The sequence below is a fragment of the Ensifer sp. SSB1 genome, from assembly GCF_016652895.1.
In the GTDB taxonomy this organism is placed as follows: domain Bacteria; phylum Pseudomonadota; class Alphaproteobacteria; order Rhizobiales; family Rhizobiaceae; genus Ensifer.
Genome location: NZ_JAEPRP010000059.1, coordinates 12396 through 27698 on the forward strand (window position 1 = coordinate 12396; position 15303 = coordinate 27698).

12 protein-coding genes and 1 pseudogene are annotated in these 15303 nt (G+C 61.8%); 8 read left to right on the forward strand and 5 right to left on the reverse strand.

Features of this window, described 5'->3' with window-relative positions; translation table 11 throughout:
• Nucleotides 1–55: 55 nt before the first annotated feature.
• A complete protein-coding gene (locus I8N66_RS16380; protein WP_113539976.1) occupies nt 56–856 on the forward strand; it encodes an aminoglycoside phosphotransferase family protein in 801 nt (266 codons plus the stop codon).
• 2 nt (nt 857–858) lie between these two features.
• Here the strand turns inward: I8N66_RS16380 and I8N66_RS16385 are convergent, their stop codons facing one another.
• On the reverse strand, nt 859–1428 hold the full coding sequence (locus tag I8N66_RS16385) for an XRE family transcriptional regulator (protein ID WP_113540131.1): 570 nt from the start codon (nt 1426–1428) through the stop codon (nt 859–861).
• Between the two features lie 37 nt (nt 1429–1465).
• Here I8N66_RS16385 and I8N66_RS16390 point away from each other — a divergent pair, with 37 nt between their 5' ends.
• Both I8N66_RS16390 and I8N66_RS16395 read left to right on the forward strand, forming a co-directional pair.
• Entirely contained in the window at nt 1466–1975 is a 510-nt protein-coding gene (locus I8N66_RS16390) for a GNAT family N-acetyltransferase (RefSeq protein WP_113539977.1), read from the forward strand.
• Between the two features lie 89 nt (nt 1976–2064).
• Nucleotides 2065–3027, forward strand: a complete 963-nt coding sequence (locus I8N66_RS16395) for a lytic transglycosylase domain-containing protein (protein ID WP_113539978.1) — start codon at nt 2065–2067, stop codon at nt 3025–3027.
• Between the two features lie 53 nt (nt 3028–3080).
• Here the strand turns inward: I8N66_RS16395 and I8N66_RS16400 are convergent, their stop codons facing one another.
• Complete coding sequence (locus I8N66_RS16400) at nt 3081–4097, reverse strand: SDR family NAD(P)-dependent oxidoreductase (RefSeq protein WP_291155285.1); 1017 nt, start codon at nt 4095–4097, stop codon at nt 3081–3083.
• A 92-nt stretch (nt 4098–4189) separates the two neighbouring features.
• Here I8N66_RS16400 and I8N66_RS16405 point away from each other — a divergent pair, with 92 nt between their 5' ends.
• On the forward strand, nt 4190–5131 hold the full coding sequence (locus I8N66_RS16405) for a LysR family transcriptional regulator (RefSeq protein ID WP_291155288.1): 942 nt from the start codon (nt 4190–4192) through the stop codon (nt 5129–5131).
• On the opposite strand, the gene I8N66_RS16410 is transcribed toward I8N66_RS16405, so the two are convergent.
• Nucleotides 5128–5523 carry a nuclear transport factor 2 family protein gene (locus I8N66_RS16410; RefSeq protein ID WP_291155291.1) on the reverse strand — a complete coding sequence of 132 codons (396 nt, stop codon included), beginning with the start codon at nt 5521–5523 and terminating at the stop codon, nt 5128–5130. The genes I8N66_RS16405 and I8N66_RS16410 overlap by 4 nt on opposite strands.
• Nucleotides 5524–5860: 337 nt before the next feature.
• Nucleotides 5861–8578, reverse strand: a pseudogene (gyrA, locus tag I8N66_RS16415) (DNA gyrase subunit A); the annotation flags it as partial.
• A gap of 422 nt (nt 8579–9000) precedes the next feature.
• On the opposite strand from gyrA, the gene I8N66_RS16420 reads away from it, so the two are divergent.
• A complete protein-coding gene (locus I8N66_RS16420; RefSeq protein ID WP_113539983.1) occupies nt 9001–9630 on the forward strand; it encodes a MarC family protein in 630 nt (209 codons plus the stop codon).
• A gap of 204 nt (nt 9631–9834) precedes the next feature.
• On the opposite strand, the gene I8N66_RS16425 is transcribed toward I8N66_RS16420, so the two are convergent.
• A complete protein-coding gene (locus tag I8N66_RS16425; protein ID WP_291155297.1) occupies nt 9835–10392 on the reverse strand; it encodes a single-stranded DNA-binding protein in 558 nt (185 codons plus the stop codon).
• Between the two features lie 280 nt (nt 10393–10672).
• Between I8N66_RS16425 and uvrA the strand changes: the two genes are divergently transcribed.
• From uvrA to I8N66_RS16440, 3 genes are read left to right on the forward strand one after another with little or no spacing between them, the layout of a single operon-like run.
• Nucleotides 10673–13594, forward strand: coding sequence for an excinuclease ABC subunit UvrA (gene uvrA, locus I8N66_RS16430; protein ID WP_291155300.1), 2922 nt, complete (start codon nt 10673–10675; stop codon nt 13592–13594).
• 45 nt (nt 13595–13639) lie between these two features.
• Complete coding sequence (locus I8N66_RS16435) at nt 13640–14092, forward strand: GNAT family N-acetyltransferase (protein WP_291155329.1); 453 nt, start codon at nt 13640–13642, stop codon at nt 14090–14092.
• Nucleotides 14093–14134: 42 nt separating this feature from the next.
• Nucleotides 14135–14938, forward strand: coding sequence for a DUF72 domain-containing protein (locus I8N66_RS16440; protein ID WP_113540133.1), 804 nt, complete (start codon nt 14135–14137; stop codon nt 14936–14938).
• Nucleotides 14939–15303: the final 365 nt, after the last annotated feature.

The window sequence follows — 15303 nt, forward strand, 5'->3', positions numbered from 1 at the left end:
TGGCCAATGCCCCTCCACCTCGGCGGGGCATTTGTCCTTTGGGAACTAACGCCTTATGTTTTCTGCATATTTTGAAAAATGGTCATTGCAGCCGGACGGCGAAATCATCGTCACGCCCTCCAGCCATCTTCATCCCGTCCGCTATCGCAACCAGTCGGCGATGCTCAAGGTCGCGCAGGATCCGGAAGAGAAATATGGCCGCCTGCCACTGCTTTACTGGAACGGGAAAGGCGCCGCAAAAGTCTATGAATCCGACGGCGATGCCGTTCTCATGGAGCGCGCGGACAGCCAGCGCAACCTGTTCCATATGGCGATGACGGGAAGTGATGAAGACGCGACGCGCATCATCTGCCGCACTGTGGCCGAGCTTCATGCGCCGCGCCCGACACCGGTTCCGGCCGATCTCGTCCCACTCGACAAATGGTTCGCTTCACTCGAGGCGACGGCACCCGCTCAAGGTGGCATTTTTTCGCGCGCGTTCGAGGCGGCGAAAAGCCTGTTTGCCGATCCCGAGCCGCCGGTGGTGCTGCACGGCGACGTCCACCACGCCAACATCCTCGATTTCGGCGACCGTGGCTGGCTGGCGATCGATCCGAAGCGTGTGCTCGGCGATCGCGGCTACGACTATGCGAACCTCTTCTGCAATCCGGAACTGCCTCTCGTCACAGCGCCGGGCCGGCTGCAGCGGCATCTGCCCATCGTTGCCGAGGAGACGGGCCTTCACCCGCGCCGCATCCTCAATTGGGTGCTTGCCTATGCTGGGCTTTCCGCCGCCTGGTTCCTGGAGGACGGTGATGATTTTGGCGTCGAAAGCGACCTGACGATGGCTCGGATCGCCATCGCCGAACTCGACTAGGTTCAGCCTGTCCGCAACAGGACGACGGCATAGATACAGGTCTCGCCGCTGGCATTGCGGAAAACGCAATCCTGCGGCGGGCCAAGCTCCAGGCAATCCCCCTCGCCGAGCGCATGAGTCTCAAGGCCTTCGACGAAGGTCAGGCTGCCCTGCTTCACCCATATCCAGCGACGATGAAGTGCGTAGGCAGATGCCGGGATTGGTACGTCGGCGCCTGCCGGAAGCTCGATCTCCACGAGTTCAAGCGGCAGGTCCGACATCGGCGAGACGTGGCGCCGGAGATATCCGGTCTGCGGATCTCGCCACACCGCCTGATCCTGGCGTCGCGACAGCCTGCCCTGGCTCATCTCCGCGCGCGCGATCAGGCTGGACATGGTCAGCCCGAACGCGCCGGCGAGCTTTGCAAGCAGTGTCGCCGTCGGGCTACTGTCGCCCCGCTCAACCTTGTGAATCATCGCGCGCGAGACGCCTGAGCGCTCTGAGAGTTCGCTCAGCGACCAGCCACGCGCCTCCCTTTCGAGACGAATTCGTTCACTGAGCCGTTGATCTAGACTGTCTACTTTAGTATCCATGTTGTAGTCATATAGTGAATGAATGTGAGGAGCAAGCATGCTGATCAGGGCGGCCATCCAAGACGATCTGCCAGTCATCTGCGAGATCTACAACGACGCCGTGGCCAACACGACGGCAATCTGGAACGAGACCCTGGTCGATGTCGCCAATCGAACGGCCTGGCTGAAGGCCCGTGCGGACGCGGGCTATCCGGTACTGGTGGCAGTCTCCGCGGAGGGTGATGTCGTCGGTTATGCGTCCTTTGGCGATTGGCGCGCCTTTGATGGCTATCGCCACACGGTCGAGCATTCCGTCTATGTCCACAAGGATTGCCGCGGTGGCGGCATTGGCCGGAAACTCATGGTCGCGTTGATCGCCGAGGCCGAACAGCTGGGCAAGCATGTGATGGTCGCGGGTATCGAGTCGGAGAACACTGCCTCGATCCGCCTTCATGCCCAGCTGGGCTTCGTCGACACCGGCCGCATGCGCGAGGTTGGAACGAAGTTCGGTCGCTGGCTCGATCTGACATTCATGCAACTTGTGCTGCCGACTGGCTCTCCGCGCTAGGCCCCGACGCCCGCCTCGACAATGCCGTTTGTCGAGGCGACCGGAGATGCTATGAACCCTCAAGGACTTTTTCTGGAAATATTTTTGACGTGGGTCTTCGGCGGAAGGTCAGATCGAGCGCCTGGGCACGTGTCGCGAGAGCGGCACTGGTGCTGGCTGCCAGCTGTTCGGCATTGAGCGCGCTCCCCGCGACGGCTCGTATCGACGATCTCGTCCCACAGCCGAAATGCGTCTATTCCGGTCGATCGGTGACCGATCCCGCAAAGGCACTCTGCATCAGCAAGGAGAATTTCGCCCGCGACATCTGCGGCGTGATCGACCACTATGCGGCCGCCAACGGCCTGCCAGCAGCCTTCTTTGCCCGCCTGATCTGGCGCGAAAGCCTGTTCCGGCCAAACGCAGTCAGCCCCAAGGGCGCGGAAGGCATCGCGCAGTTCATGCCGGGAACGGCGAAGATGCGGGGGCTCAACAACAGCTTCGATGTCGTCGAGGCGCTCGGCAAGTCGGCGGAATATCTGAACGAACTCAAGTCGCGCTATGGCAACCTCGGCTTTGCTGCCGCCGCCTACAATGCCGGCGAGAACGGGCTGGAACGCTTCCTCGAGGTCGATTGGCTGCCGGCCGAAACGCGCAACTACGTGCTCGCGATCACCGCCTACAGCGTCGAGGACTGGCGCGACAATCCGCCAAAGGCGCTCGACATGACGCTCGACAAGGGCAAGACCTTCCTCGATGGCTGCGTGGCGCTCGCCAGCACCCGCAACCTTCGCGACATCGAGGTGATCGACGAAGCCGAATGGGCGCCCTGGGGCGTGCAACTCGCCGCGCATTTCCAAAAGTCCGTTGCCCAGCGACTGTTCGTCAGCGCGGTCAAGCGTCTTCCGGAACCAATCCGCAGCGAAAAGGCGCTTCTGCTTAAGGAGCGCAATGCTAGTTTCGGCCTGAGGATCCGCTACGCCGCCCGCATCGGCCGCGACACACAAGAGGAAGCAAACAAGCTTTGCGCCACCATTCGCAAGAGCGGCGGCGCCTGCCTTGTCTTCAAGAACTGACGGTCCCCGCGCCGCCAGCCGTATCGGGCGGCGCCCGGTCGTTCCTCGTCGAGCTACGCAGGCATGCGGCCAGCGGTTGTTGCCCTGGTGGCTATCTCTTTCGGCATGCAACCAAGCCCCTTGAGGGTCGTTGCGACCGCCTCGTCGATCGGCGTATGCGGTTCTTCGCCGAGAACTGCCAGCAGCCGCTCGTTCGGCATTCTCAGAGGCTCGCGCCAAACGTAGCGCATTTTACGCAGCTCCCGGAAGAGTGGGACGAAGGGCGAAGCCAGGCCGATCAGCCACCACGGGAAGGACCGCACTGGCACGCCCGGTTTTCCGAGGGCACGGCGGATCGCCGCAACCATCTCCGTACCGTTCCGATCGAGGAAGCCGCGCATGTGGTAGACCCCAAAGCGCGGTAGGCTTTCGGCGCGTTCGACGAGGCGGACCATGATCTCCGCGACATCAGGTAGATAGGCCCACTGGTGCGCGATCCCTTCACGGCCGGGGTAGGAAATCGTCGTCACCGGTTTTCCGGGTTTTACCAGCCCTTGCGAGAACCAGTTGTTGGCGGCACCCGGTCCGAAGAAGTCGCCCGCCCTGACGATGATCACGCCGACGCCTGTCTCTGACGCATCTTTCAGGCGACGCTCCATCTCCTTGCGGATCAGGCCCTTCTCGGTATCCGGATTTTGCGGTGCGTCCTCGTTCAGGATTGGAAAGGCGTCGCGGCCGAAATTGTAGATCGTTCCAGGCAGCAGGACACGGGCCCCGACCGCTTTCGCCGCGGCAATCGTGCTGTCGAGCATCGGCAGCACCAGGGTGCCCCAGTTGCGGTAGCCGGGCGGATTGACGGCGTGCACGATCAGATTGGCTCCTTCCGCTGCGGCGCGAACGTCGCGTGCGTTCATGGCGTCACCCTGCCGCCAGTCGAATGCAGGCTCGGCCTTTGCCGCCTTCTCCGCGTTGCGGTTCAAGGCGCGCACCTGCCAGCCGCGCTTGTTAAGCTCGCGCGCAACCGCGCCGCCAATGCCGCCCGTGGCGCCAAGGACTAGCGCTACCCTTGTTCTTTGCTGCATCTCGGTCATGTCATGCTCCATCCATCTCGATAAAGGCAGGATCGCGCATCGACTGGCTAAACGGAATTACCGAAAAGATTTGATCGGATATACTGAAATAGATGAGCAAGATGGATTTGAGCTGGGACTTCTACAGGACGTTTCTCTCGGTGCTGCAGGAGGGATCGCTGTCGGCGGCCGCCCGCGAGCTAGGCTTGACGCAGCCGACCGTCGGTCGACACGTGGACGCAATGGAAACGGTACTCGGTTATCCGCTGTTCGTGCGCTCTCCGCACGGCCTCCTGCCGACCGATGCAGCACTGGCGCTCAGGCCCTATGCCGAGACGCTCTCCGCAACATCGGCGGCGCTGTTGCGTGCCGCGTCGGGCCAGCGCGATATGGTCAGTGGCACGGTGCGCATCAGTGCGAGCGAAGTCATCGGCATCGAGGTCCTGCCGCCGATCCTCGCAGACCTGCACGAAGCCTATCCTCAGCTGACGATCGAACTCTCAGCCTCGGATACGGTCGAGGACCTGTTGCGCCAGGAGGCCGATATCGCGGTGCGTATGATCGCGCCGGCGCAGGATGCGCTGATCGCCAAGCACCTCGGTGTCATTCCTATCAGTTTTCACGCCCACCGCCGTTACATCGCGCGGCGCGGCATGCCGCGGGCGCTGACCGATCTCGCCGATCACAGCCTGATCGGCTACGACCGGGAGACCGCGGCGATCCGGGCGATCATCGCCCGCTCGCCGGAGCTGCCGGCTGCACGCTTTGCGCTGAAAGCCGACAGCAACCTTGCCCAACTTGCCGCGATCCGCGCCGGCTTCGGCATCGGCATCTGTCAGAACGGATTGGCGGCGCGCGACCCCGATCTTCTCCCCGTGCTGTCGGGCCTGTTCGAGATGAAGCTCGACACCTGGCTGGTGATGCACGAGAACCTGAAGACCGCACCGCGCTGCCGCGTCACATTCGATGCGCTCGCCAGGGGCCTGCGCGACTACATCCGCGGTATCCCGCCCACGGCCAAAGACAGCGATCCGTCCGCCGAGCACCGAGACTAGGCATCAAGCAGCGTCGTGCCGTAGGAATTGTCGATGACGCAAAGCCATTTTCCGGCGTCGGTCTTGCGGAAGACGTAGGTCGCTCGCCGCACGATGGAGACCTCGTCGCCCTCCGGGTTCATCGTGTCGAGCACCGTTTCCATGATGACAAGGGCCGTGTCGCCGCCTTCGATCACTTTCATCGCGCCCTGGCGGACCTTCATCCGGTTGTTGAAATGGGCGGCGATCGCCACGAACGCCTTGTGGATCTGGGACTTTCCGGTCGCGTTGAGACCCGGTTTGATGACGAGCGTCGCGTCTTCGGAGTAGAAATCCATCAGACTCCCGAAGTCTTCCGCCGTGATCGCACGGTCGGCAGCCTCGATAACCTGTTTCAGTTCATGATCTGACATGTCCGTCTCCTGGTTGCGCAAGACGGATGGACAAAACCCGCCTTGCGGCGGGTTGCTGCTTTCAGAAAAGGAGCGCGCGTCAACCCACCATTCGATGAATGGCGCGAATAATCGAAGCGTTGCTGTTGCGGACCTTTTCCATGACGTGCGCCTAACATGGCTCGGCCGGTGTCGGCAAGCTTGCGTCATTGGTGAGGCAACACGACGACCCCAATAGAAAAAGCCCGCCAGGATGGCGGGCTTTCGATTTCAAGGCGTTTCGATTGTTTGGCGGTTAACCTTCGGATTCGGCAGACGTTTCCGGCGCACCGTTCTCGACGGCTGCCTCTTCGCCCTCCTCCTCGTCGCTTTCCGGCTCGCTGATGCGCTCGACCGAAACGACCTTCTCGTCCTTGGCGGTCGAGAAGATGGTGACGCCCTTGGTGGCGCGGCTTGCGAGCCGGACGCCATTGATCGGCACGCGGATCAGCTGGCCGCCATCGGAGACGAGCATGATCTGGTCGTTGTCTTCGATCGGGAAGGCCGCGACGAGCACGCCAATTTCCGTCGTCTTCGAGGTGTCGGTGGCGCGGATGCCCTTGCCGCCACGACCCGAGGTGCGGAAATCATAGGACGAGGAGCGCTTGCCGAAGCCCTTCTCCGAGACCGTCAGCACGAACTGTTCGCGCGCCTTCAGCTCCTCAAAACGTTCGTTCGACAGCTCTCCGCCGTCAGCGACTTCCTCGCCGACCAGTGCGATTTCTTCCTCGTCGCCGTTCGTCGCCCGACGCTCCGCCGCAGCGCGCTTCAGATAGGCCGCGCGCTCCCATGGTTCGGCATCGACATGACCAAGGATCGCCATCGAGATGATGCGGTCGCCGTCGCCGAGGTTGATGCCACGAACGCCGATCGAGTTGCGGCCGGCAAAGACGCGCACGTCGTCGACCGGGAAGCGGATGCACTGGCCGAGCGCTGTCGTCAGCATGACATCGTCATGCTCCGTGCACGTATCGACGGAGAGGATCTCGTCCCCCTCTTCCTCGAGCTTCATCGCGATCTTGCCGTTGCGGTTGACCTGGACGAAGTCCGACAGCTTGTTGCGGCGAACCGTGCCGCGGGTCGTCGAGAACATGACGTCGAGGTTTTCCCAGGTCGCCTCGTCCTCGGGCAGCGGCATGATCGTGGTGATGCGTTCGCCGGGCTCCAGCGGCAGCATGTTGATCAGCGCCTTGCCGCGCGATTGCGGCGTGCCGATCGGCAGACGCCAGACCTTTTCCTTGTAGACGATGCCACGCGAGGAGAAGAACAGAACCGGCGTATGAGTATTGGCAACGAATAGCCGGGTAACGAAATCTTCGTCCCTGGTCGCCATGCCCGAGCGGCCCTTGCCGCCGCGGCGCTGCGCCCGGTAGGTCGTCAGCGGCACGCGCTTGATGTATCCGAGATGCGAGACGGTCACGACCATGTCTTCACGGGCGATGAGATCCTCATCGTCCATGTCCGGGCCGCCTTCCATGATCTCGGACCGGCGCGGGGTGCCGAACTCGTCGCGGATGACGACGAGTTCGTCCTTGACGATGGTCATGATGCGCAGGCGCGACGACAGGATGTCGAGGTAATCCTTGATTTCCTCGCCGATCTTGTTGAGTTCGTCGCCGATTTCATCGCGGCCGAGTGCCGTCAGGCGCTGCAGGCGAAGGTCGAGGATGGCGCGGGCCTGCTCTTCCGAGAGGTTGTAGGTACCGTCCTCGTTGATGCGGTGGCGCGGGTCGTCGATCAGGCGAATGAGGCTTTCGACGTCATGGGCCGGCCAGCGGCGCTCCATCAACTGCTCGCGCGCCGTCTGCGGATCCGGAGCATGGCGAATGAGCTTGATGATTTCGTCGATGTTGGCGACTGCGATGGCGAGGCCGACGAGCACATGAGCTCGGTCGCGCGCCTTGCGCAGCAGGTACTTCGTACGCCGGCTAACGACTTCTTCGCGGAACGCAACAAACGCCCTGAGCATGTCGAGCAGCGTCATGTGCTCCGGCTTGCCGCCGTTCAGCGCCACCATATTGCAGCCAAACGAGGTCTGCAGCGGCGTGTAGCGATAGAGCTGGTTCAGGATAACGTCCGCATTGGCGTCGCGCTTCAGTTCGACGACGACGCGATAGCCCTGACGGTCGGATTCGTCGCGCAGGTCCGAGATGCCCTCGATGCGCTTGTCGCGCACCAGTTCGGCCATCTTCTCGATCATCGTCGCCTTGTTCACCTGGAACGGGATCTCGGTGATGATGATCTGCTCGCGGTCGCCGCGCATCGGCTCGATATGGGCGCGGCCGCGCATGATGACTGAGCCGCGGCCGGTCTCGTAGGCCGAGCGGATGCCGGAACGACCGAGGATCAGCGCGCCGGTCGGGAAATCCGGACCCGGGATGATTTCCATCAGTTCCGGCAGTTCGATCGCTGGATTGTCGATCAGCGCCATGCAGCCATTGATGACCTCGACCAGGTTGTGCGGCGGAATGTTCGTCGCCATGCCGACGGCGATGCCGCCGGCGCCGTTGACGAGCAGGTTCGGGAACTTCGCCGGAACGACAGCCGGTTCCTGCAGGGTGCCGTCGTAGTTGTCGCGGAAGTCGACCGTTTCCTTGTCGAGATCGTCGAGAAGCGAATGCGCGGCCTTCTGCAGGCGGCATTCGGTGTAGCGCTCGGCTGCCGGTGGATCACCGTCGACGGAACCGAAGTTGCCCTGGCCGTCGATCAGCGGCAGGCGGAGCGACCAATCCTGCGCCATACGCGCCAGCGCATCGTAGATCGCCGCATTGCCGTGCGGGTGGTACTTACCCATCACGTCCCCGGTCACACGGGCGCATTTGACGTATTTCTTGTTCCAGTCGATGCCGAGCTCGCTCATCCCGTAGAGGATGCGGCGGTGCACGGGTTTCAGACCGTCACGCACGTCGGGAAGCGCGCGGCTGACGATGACGCTCATCGCGTAATCGAGATAGGACCGCTGCATTTCCTCGATGATGGAAATCGGCTCGATGCCTGGCGGAGTTTTTCCGCCGCCGGGGGGGCTTTGCTCAGTCAATGGTGATCACGATCTTTGTTCAGAATCAGTCGGATATTTATAGCGGATTGCCACCGGAATCGCCAATTTGCGGCCCACGGCACCATTCGTCCGCCCAGGTGTGAAGATGTCACTGTAACGCTTTGAATCGCTGCATGATTTTCTCCGAAATCCAGATCCGGACCCGATGAGCCACGCGGCAGTTGTGAACAGTCTTTTGCCGCCGGAGCAGGCTTTTCTAGGGCATTGCGCGGGAAATCGGAAGACCCCCGTCGCCGATCACCGAAATGCTGCGCATTTGCGGTCCGGTTGCCGGTAGGGATTGCTCAATAAGTCATTGCTGAGACTTTGTTTGCGGCCCTCTTCCCAAGCCCCTGCCGCTTGCCTAACAATACCCGCCCGTCACCGGGAAAACCCGGGGCGAAATCCGGAAGGGGAAACGGATGTTCAATGTCGACCTCCTGGTCAATGCGCTCACCACGCTTCTCGTCACGCTTGATCCGCCCGGCCTTGCGCCGATCTTCCTGAGCCTGACCGTCGGCCTCAGCCGGCAGGAGCGCTTTCAGGTGGCCACCCGCGGTTCGCTGATCGCCTTCTTCATTCTTGCCGCCTTTGCGCTCTTCGGCAACGGCATCCTCGGCCTGCTCGGCATTTCGATCGGCGCCTTCCGCATCGCCGGCGGTCTGCTGCTCTTCTGGATCGCCTTCGAGATGATTTTCGAGAAGCGGCAGGAGCGCAAGGAAAAGACCGGCGAGAACGCGACCACGAAGGATCACATCCACAACATCGCGGTCTTTCCCCTCGCCTTGCCGCTGATTGCCGGGCCGGGCGCGATCTCGGCAACGATCCTGCTTGCCGGCTCATTCCCGACGGCCATAGAGCGCACCCAGCTCCTGATCGTCATCGCGCTGTCGATGCTCAGCCTGTTTCTCGCGCTGGTCATAGCCGAACGTATCGACCGGTTCCTCGGCGTCACCGGCCGCGCCATCCTCACCCGCTTGCTCGGTGTCATCCTGGCGGCCCTTGCCGTCCAGTTCGTTGTCGACGGGGTCAAATCCGCGATGGCCCTCTAAAGCATCCGCTTTGAAGTGGAGGCGCTCGAAGCCGAAAGATGGACTGGAAGCAGGCGGCTCGAGCGAGCCTTGTGCGTTCGTCTGAACGCGCTGCCATTTGAGCAATCAGCCGCTGACATCGCGAGATGGCACCTCCGCTCGAACAAAAAACGCCGCGCCCCCAAGGGACACGGCGTTTGAAACAGTCCGAGCCTGATACGACGATCAGAACGGAATGTCGTCGTCCATATCGCGCGAGAAGCCGCCGCCCTGACCGCCCTGGCCACCTTGGCTGCCACCCGAACGGCCGCCGCCTGAAGACTGGCGCGGCTGCTGATCGTAGTCGTCGTAACCACCACCGCCACCGCCGTAGTTGCTACCGCCGAAGTCGCCGCCACCGCCACGGCTGACGCCGGAGCCGCCGCCCTCGCCGCGACCGTCGAGCATCGTCAGCGTCGAGTTGAAGCCCTGCAGTACCACTTCCGTCGAGTAGCGGTCGTTACCGTTCTGATCCTGCCACTTGCGGGTCTGCAGTGCGCCTTCGATATAGAGCTTGGCGCCCTTCTTGACGTACTGCTCGACAACCTTGCAGAGGCCTTCGTTGAACACGACGACCGTGTGCCACTCAGTCTTTTCCTTGCGTTCGCCGCTGTTGCGGTCGCGCCAGGTTTCCGAGGTTGCGATGCGCAGGTTGGCGATCGGCCGGCCGTCCTGCGTGCGCCGGATTTCCGGGTCTGCCCCGACATTTCCGATCAAGATCACCTTGTTGACGCTTCCAGCCATTGTTGCTTTTCCCGTGGTTTCACCGCGCCTAGGGCCCGGCTTGGAATTTCAAGAGCGCGCATCTTAGCGGTCCGCTGCCGTCGATACGCCCCGCCTCGCACATAATCCACAACAGTTTTGGTCGTTTTATGGGCGATTTGTTCTTTATTTGTTCTAGTATTTGGCTATGATCCTGTCAACCGACTCGAATTGGCCGCCTGTTTTGCCGATTGCGCCTCGACATGGGCGTTAGCGTCATTACATAGGGGGCTTTCAACCGACATGCAAAAGCTGGCTTCCGATGAGTGAACTCAAGACCATCTCCATTCGTGGTGCGCGCGAGCACAATCTGAAAGGCATCGACCTCGATCTGCCGCGCAACAAGCTGATCGTGATGACCGGCCTATCGGGCTCGGGCAAGTCCTCGCTCGCATTTGACACGATCTATGCCGAAGGGCAGCGCCGCTATGTCGAGAGCCTGTCGGCCTATGCGCGCCAGTTCCTCGAAATGATGCAGAAGCCGGACGTCGACCAGATCGACGGGCTGTCGCCGGCAATCTCGATCGAGCAGAAGACGACCTCGCGCAACCCGCGTTCGACGGTCGGTACGGTCACCGAAATCTACGACTATATGCGCCTGCTCTTTGCACGTGTCGGCGTGCCCTATTCGCCGGCGACGGGACTGCCGATCGAAAGTCAGACGGTCAGCCAGATGGTCGACCGGGTGCTCGAATTTGGCGAAGGCACGCGTCTCTATATTCTTGCGCCGCTCGTTCGCGGTCGCAAGGGCGAGTACAAGAAGGAACTCGCCGAGCTGATGAAGAAGGGTTTTCAGCGCATCAAGGTCGACGGCACCTTCTACGAAATCGCCGAAGTTCCGCCGCTCGACAAGAAGTACAAGCATGACATCGATGTGGTTGTCGACCGCGTCGTCGTCAGGCCCGATCTTGCCTCGCGCCTGGCTGACAGCCTGGAGACCTGCCTGACTCTGGCCGATGGGCTTGCCGTTGCCGAGTTTGCCGACAAGCCGCTGCCACCCGAGGAGACCGCTGCAGGCGGTTCGGCCAACAAATCGCTGAACGAAACCCACGAGCGCGTGCTGTTCTCCGAAAAGTTCGCCTGCCCGGTTTCCGGCTTCACGATTTCCGAGATCGAGCCGCGGCTGTTTTCGTTCAACAACCCCTTCGGCGCCTGCCCGACCTGCGATGGTCTCGGCAGCCAGCAGAAGATCGACACGGCGCTGATCGTGCCGGAAGAACACCGGACGCTGCGCGACGGTGCGATTGCGCCCTGGGCAAAATCCTCCTCTCCCTATTACAACCAGACGCTGGAAGCGCTCGGCAAGGTCTTCGGCTTCAAGCTCGGCAGCCGCTGGAACGAGCTGTCGGCTGCGGCGCAGAAGGCGATCCTGCACGGAACGGAAGAAAAGATCGTCTTTTACTATGAAGACGGTGCCCGCTCCTACAACACGACCAAGAATTTCGAGGGCATCGTTCCCAATCTCGAGCGCCGTTGGAAGGAAACCGACAGCGCCTGGGCGCGCGAGGAGATCGAGCGCTACATGTCAGCGGCGCCCTGCCCGGCCTGCGCCGGTTTCCGCCTCAAGCCCGAGGCGCTGGCGGTCAAGATCGACAAGCTGCATATCGGCCAGGTGACCGAGATGTCGATCCGCATCGCGCGCGACTGGTTCGAGGCTCTGCCGGAGCATCTCAATACCAAGCAGAACGAGATTGCCGTCCGCATCCTCAAGGAGATCCGCGACCGTCTGCGCTTCCTCAACGATGTCGGCCTGGAATATCTCAGTCTGTCGCGCAATTCCGGAACGCTCTCGGGCGGTGAAAGCCAGCGTATCCGGCTTGCGTCGCAGATCGGTTCGGGCCTGACGGGCGTTCTCTACGTTCTGGACGAACCGTCGATCGGCCTGCACCAGCGCGACAATGCCCGCCTGCTCGACACGCTTCGCCACCTGCGCGACATCGGCAATACCGTGATCGTCGTGGAGCATGATGAGGACGCGATCCTGACGGCAGATTACGTCGTCGATATCGGCCCGGCCGCCGGTATCCATGGCGGCGAGGTCATCGCGCAAGGATCGCCCGCCGATATCATGGCCAATCCGAAATCGCTGACCGGCAAGTATCTGTCCGGCGAACTTGCGGTCGACGTTCCCTCCGAGCGTCGCAAGCCGAAGAAGAAAAAGGAAATCACCGTTGTCGGCGCCCGCGCCAACAACCTCAAGAACGTTACCGCCTCGATCCCGCTCGGTGTCTTCACCGCGGTCACCGGCGTGTCCGGCGGCGGCAAGTCGACCTTCCTGATCGAAACGCTCTACAAGGCCGCCGCCCGCCGCATCATGGGGGCGCGCGAAAACCCGGCCGAGCACGACCGTATCGACGGTTTCGAGCATATCGACAAGGTGATCGACATCGATCAGTCGCCGATCGGCCGCACGCCGCGCTCGAACCCGGCAACCTATACCGGTGCCTTCACGCCGATCCGCGACTGGTTTGCCGGTCTTCCGGAAGCAAAGGCGCGCGGCTATCAGCCGGGTCGCTTCTCCTTCAACGTCAAGGGCGGCCGCTGCGAGGCCTGCCAGGGCGACGGCGTCATCAAGATCGAGATGCACTTCCTGCCGGATGTCTACGTCACCTGCGACGTCTGCCACGGCAAGCGTTACAACCGCGAAACGCTCGACGTGCACTTCAAGGGCAAGTCGATCGCCGACGTGCTCGACATGACCGTCGAGGAAGGCGTGGAGTTCTTTGCAGCCGTCCCGGCCGTACGCGACAAGCTGGTGACGCTCAACCAGGTGGGCCTCGGCTACATCAAGGTCGGGCAGCAGGCAAACACGCTCTCAGGCGGTGAGGCGCAACGCGTCAAGCTGGCGAAGGAACTGTCGAAGCGTTCCACCGGCCGTACGCTCTATATTCTCGACGAGCCGACGACAGGCTTGCATTTCCATGACGTAGCCAAACTTCTTGAAGTTCTGCATGAGCTTGTGAACCAGGGCAACTCGGTCGTCGTCATCGAGCACAACCTCGAAGTCATCAAGACCGCCGACTGGGTCATCGACTTCGGTCCGGAGGGCGGCGACGGGGGTGGCGAAGTGATCGCCAAGGGGACGCCTGAGGACGTCGTCAAGGAGAAGCGCTCCTATACTGGCCAGTTCCTCAAGGAGCTGCTTGAGCGGCGGCCGATGAAGAAGGTCGAGGCGGCGGAGTGAGGACCGCGACGCCGATCGGCGACCGCAAGGAGTGATCCTGGCATGATGCGGCCTGCTCGTCTGGAGGATCTGGCCGCGGTACAAAGCGTGACGGCGGCAGCCTACGAGCCGTATCAGGCACTTCTTGGCGGGCCGCCGCTGCCGGTAACCGAGGACTACGCGCCCCGCATTCTGCGCGGCGAGGTTTGGCTTCGCGAACGAGAGGACATTGTTTCGGCGCTTGCGGTTGTCGAGCGGTACGCCGATCACCTGATGATCTTCAGCCTCGCCGTTCTCCCTGCCTGCCAGGGCCAGGGGCTCGGTATCGAGTTGTTGCGCTTCGTCGACCACATGGCGGCCGAGTGGGGCTTGCCGGAGGTGCGGCTCTACACCAATTCACGCATGGAGCGAAACATTGCGCTCTACAGCACCTATGGATTTCAAGAAACGGGTCGCCGACCCAATCCCTATCGTCCAGGGTGGACACTCGTGGACATGACGAAATCGATCAAAGATTGAAAAGCACGCGGTTACGCGATGACCGTTGTTGAGGAGGATGGCATGGCAAAATCCGGAAAGATCCGCGTTGGCATCGGCGGCTGGACCTTCGAGCCCTGGGAGGGCACCTTTTATCCGAGCACGCTGGCCAAGAAGCGGCAGCTCGAATACGCCGGCAAGCAGCTTCGCGCGATCGAGGTGAACGGCACCTATTACTCGTCGCAGAAGCCCGAGACCTTTGCCAAATGGGCTTCAGAGGTCCCGGAGGATTTCATCTTTTCGTTGAAGGCGAGCCGCTTTGTTACCAACCGCAAGGTTCTGTCGGAAGCCGGTGAATCCATGGAGCGATTCCTGACACAAGGGTTGACCGAGCTCGGGCCCCATCTTGGACCCATCCTCTGGCAGTTCGCGCCGACGAAGAAGTTCGAACCTGACGACTTCGAAGGTTTTCTGAAGCTTCTTCCGGAGAAGCAGGATGGGCTTCCGCTACGTCATGTGGTCGAGGTGCGAAATCCCACCTTCCAGACCCCGGAGTTCGTTTCGCTGCTGGAGAAGTACGGCGTTGCCGTGGTGCTCGCCGAACACGCTGATTATCCGATGATCGCCGATGTCACCGCCGATTTCGTCTATCTCCGCCTGCAGAAGGGCAGCGACGATATCGAGACCTGTTACGCGCCCGACAAGCTCGACCTCTGGGCCGAGCGCGCGAAGACCTTTCAAGAGGGCGACGAGCCGAGCGGGCTTGAAAAGAGCGCCCCGGACCGCAAGGCGAAGAAAGAGGCGCGCGATGTGTTTGCCTACTTCATTACCGAGGGCAAGGTGAATGCGCCGAACGGTGCGCGCGAACTGCAGAAGCGCGTCGATTGAATTCCAGTGCGGGATCAGCGCGCTGATCCCGCCTGCCCTTCACGAACCGACCAGCGTTCGTGCCTGCGCCGGCATCACTGGCCGCGCGTGAGGCTGGAAGAGGCACTAGGAGTAGTGCCTGTGTTTCGTTGTGGCGACAAAAGGCCCGCGGTTACAGGACGCGAGATCCGAATCACTCCGGCCACCCCATATCGCTTGATCGGACGCAACCGAGGGTGCCGTTAGGGATGGTTTTTATACGGCTTTTTACCCGTCAATTTTTTGATCTGGCGCGGATTGTTGCGGCAGTCTCACAGGCAAGCTGCGGAAGTGCCTGATTTTCATGGGGTTGCTCGATGTCCCCGTTTTCCACAGTCGGTCCACAC

Coding starts and splice junctions, on each gene's coding strand:
- I8N66_RS16380 (WP_113539976.1), top strand. CDS start 56: ATGTTTTCTGCATATTTTGAAAAATGGTCATTGCAGCCGGACGGCGAA.
- I8N66_RS16385 (WP_113540131.1), bottom strand. CDS start 1,428: ATGGATACTAAAGTAGACAGTCTAGATCAACGGCTCAGTGAACGAATT.
- I8N66_RS16390 (WP_113539977.1), top strand. CDS start 1,466: ATGCTGATCAGGGCGGCCATCCAAGACGATCTGCCAGTCATCTGCGAG.
- I8N66_RS16400 (WP_291155285.1), bottom strand. CDS start 4,097: ATGACCGAGATGCAGCAAAGAACAAGGGTAGCGCTAGTCCTTGGCGCC.
- I8N66_RS16405 (WP_291155288.1), top strand. CDS start 4,190: ATGAGCAAGATGGATTTGAGCTGGGACTTCTACAGGACGTTTCTCTCG.
- I8N66_RS16410 (WP_291155291.1), bottom strand. CDS start 5,523: ATGTCAGATCATGAACTGAAACAGGTTATCGAGGCTGCCGACCGTGCG.
- I8N66_RS16420 (WP_113539983.1), top strand. CDS start 9,001: ATGTTCAATGTCGACCTCCTGGTCAATGCGCTCACCACGCTTCTCGTC.
- I8N66_RS16425 (WP_291155297.1), bottom strand. CDS start 10,392: ATGGCTGGAAGCGTCAACAAGGTGATCTTGATCGGAAATGTCGGGGCA.
- uvrA (WP_291155300.1), top strand. CDS start 10,673: ATGAGTGAACTCAAGACCATCTCCATTCGTGGTGCGCGCGAGCACAAT.
- I8N66_RS16435 (WP_291155329.1), top strand. CDS start 13,640: ATGCGGCCTGCTCGTCTGGAGGATCTGGCCGCGGTACAAAGCGTGACG.
- I8N66_RS16440 (WP_113540133.1), top strand. CDS start 14,135: ATGGCAAAATCCGGAAAGATCCGCGTTGGCATCGGCGGCTGGACCTTC.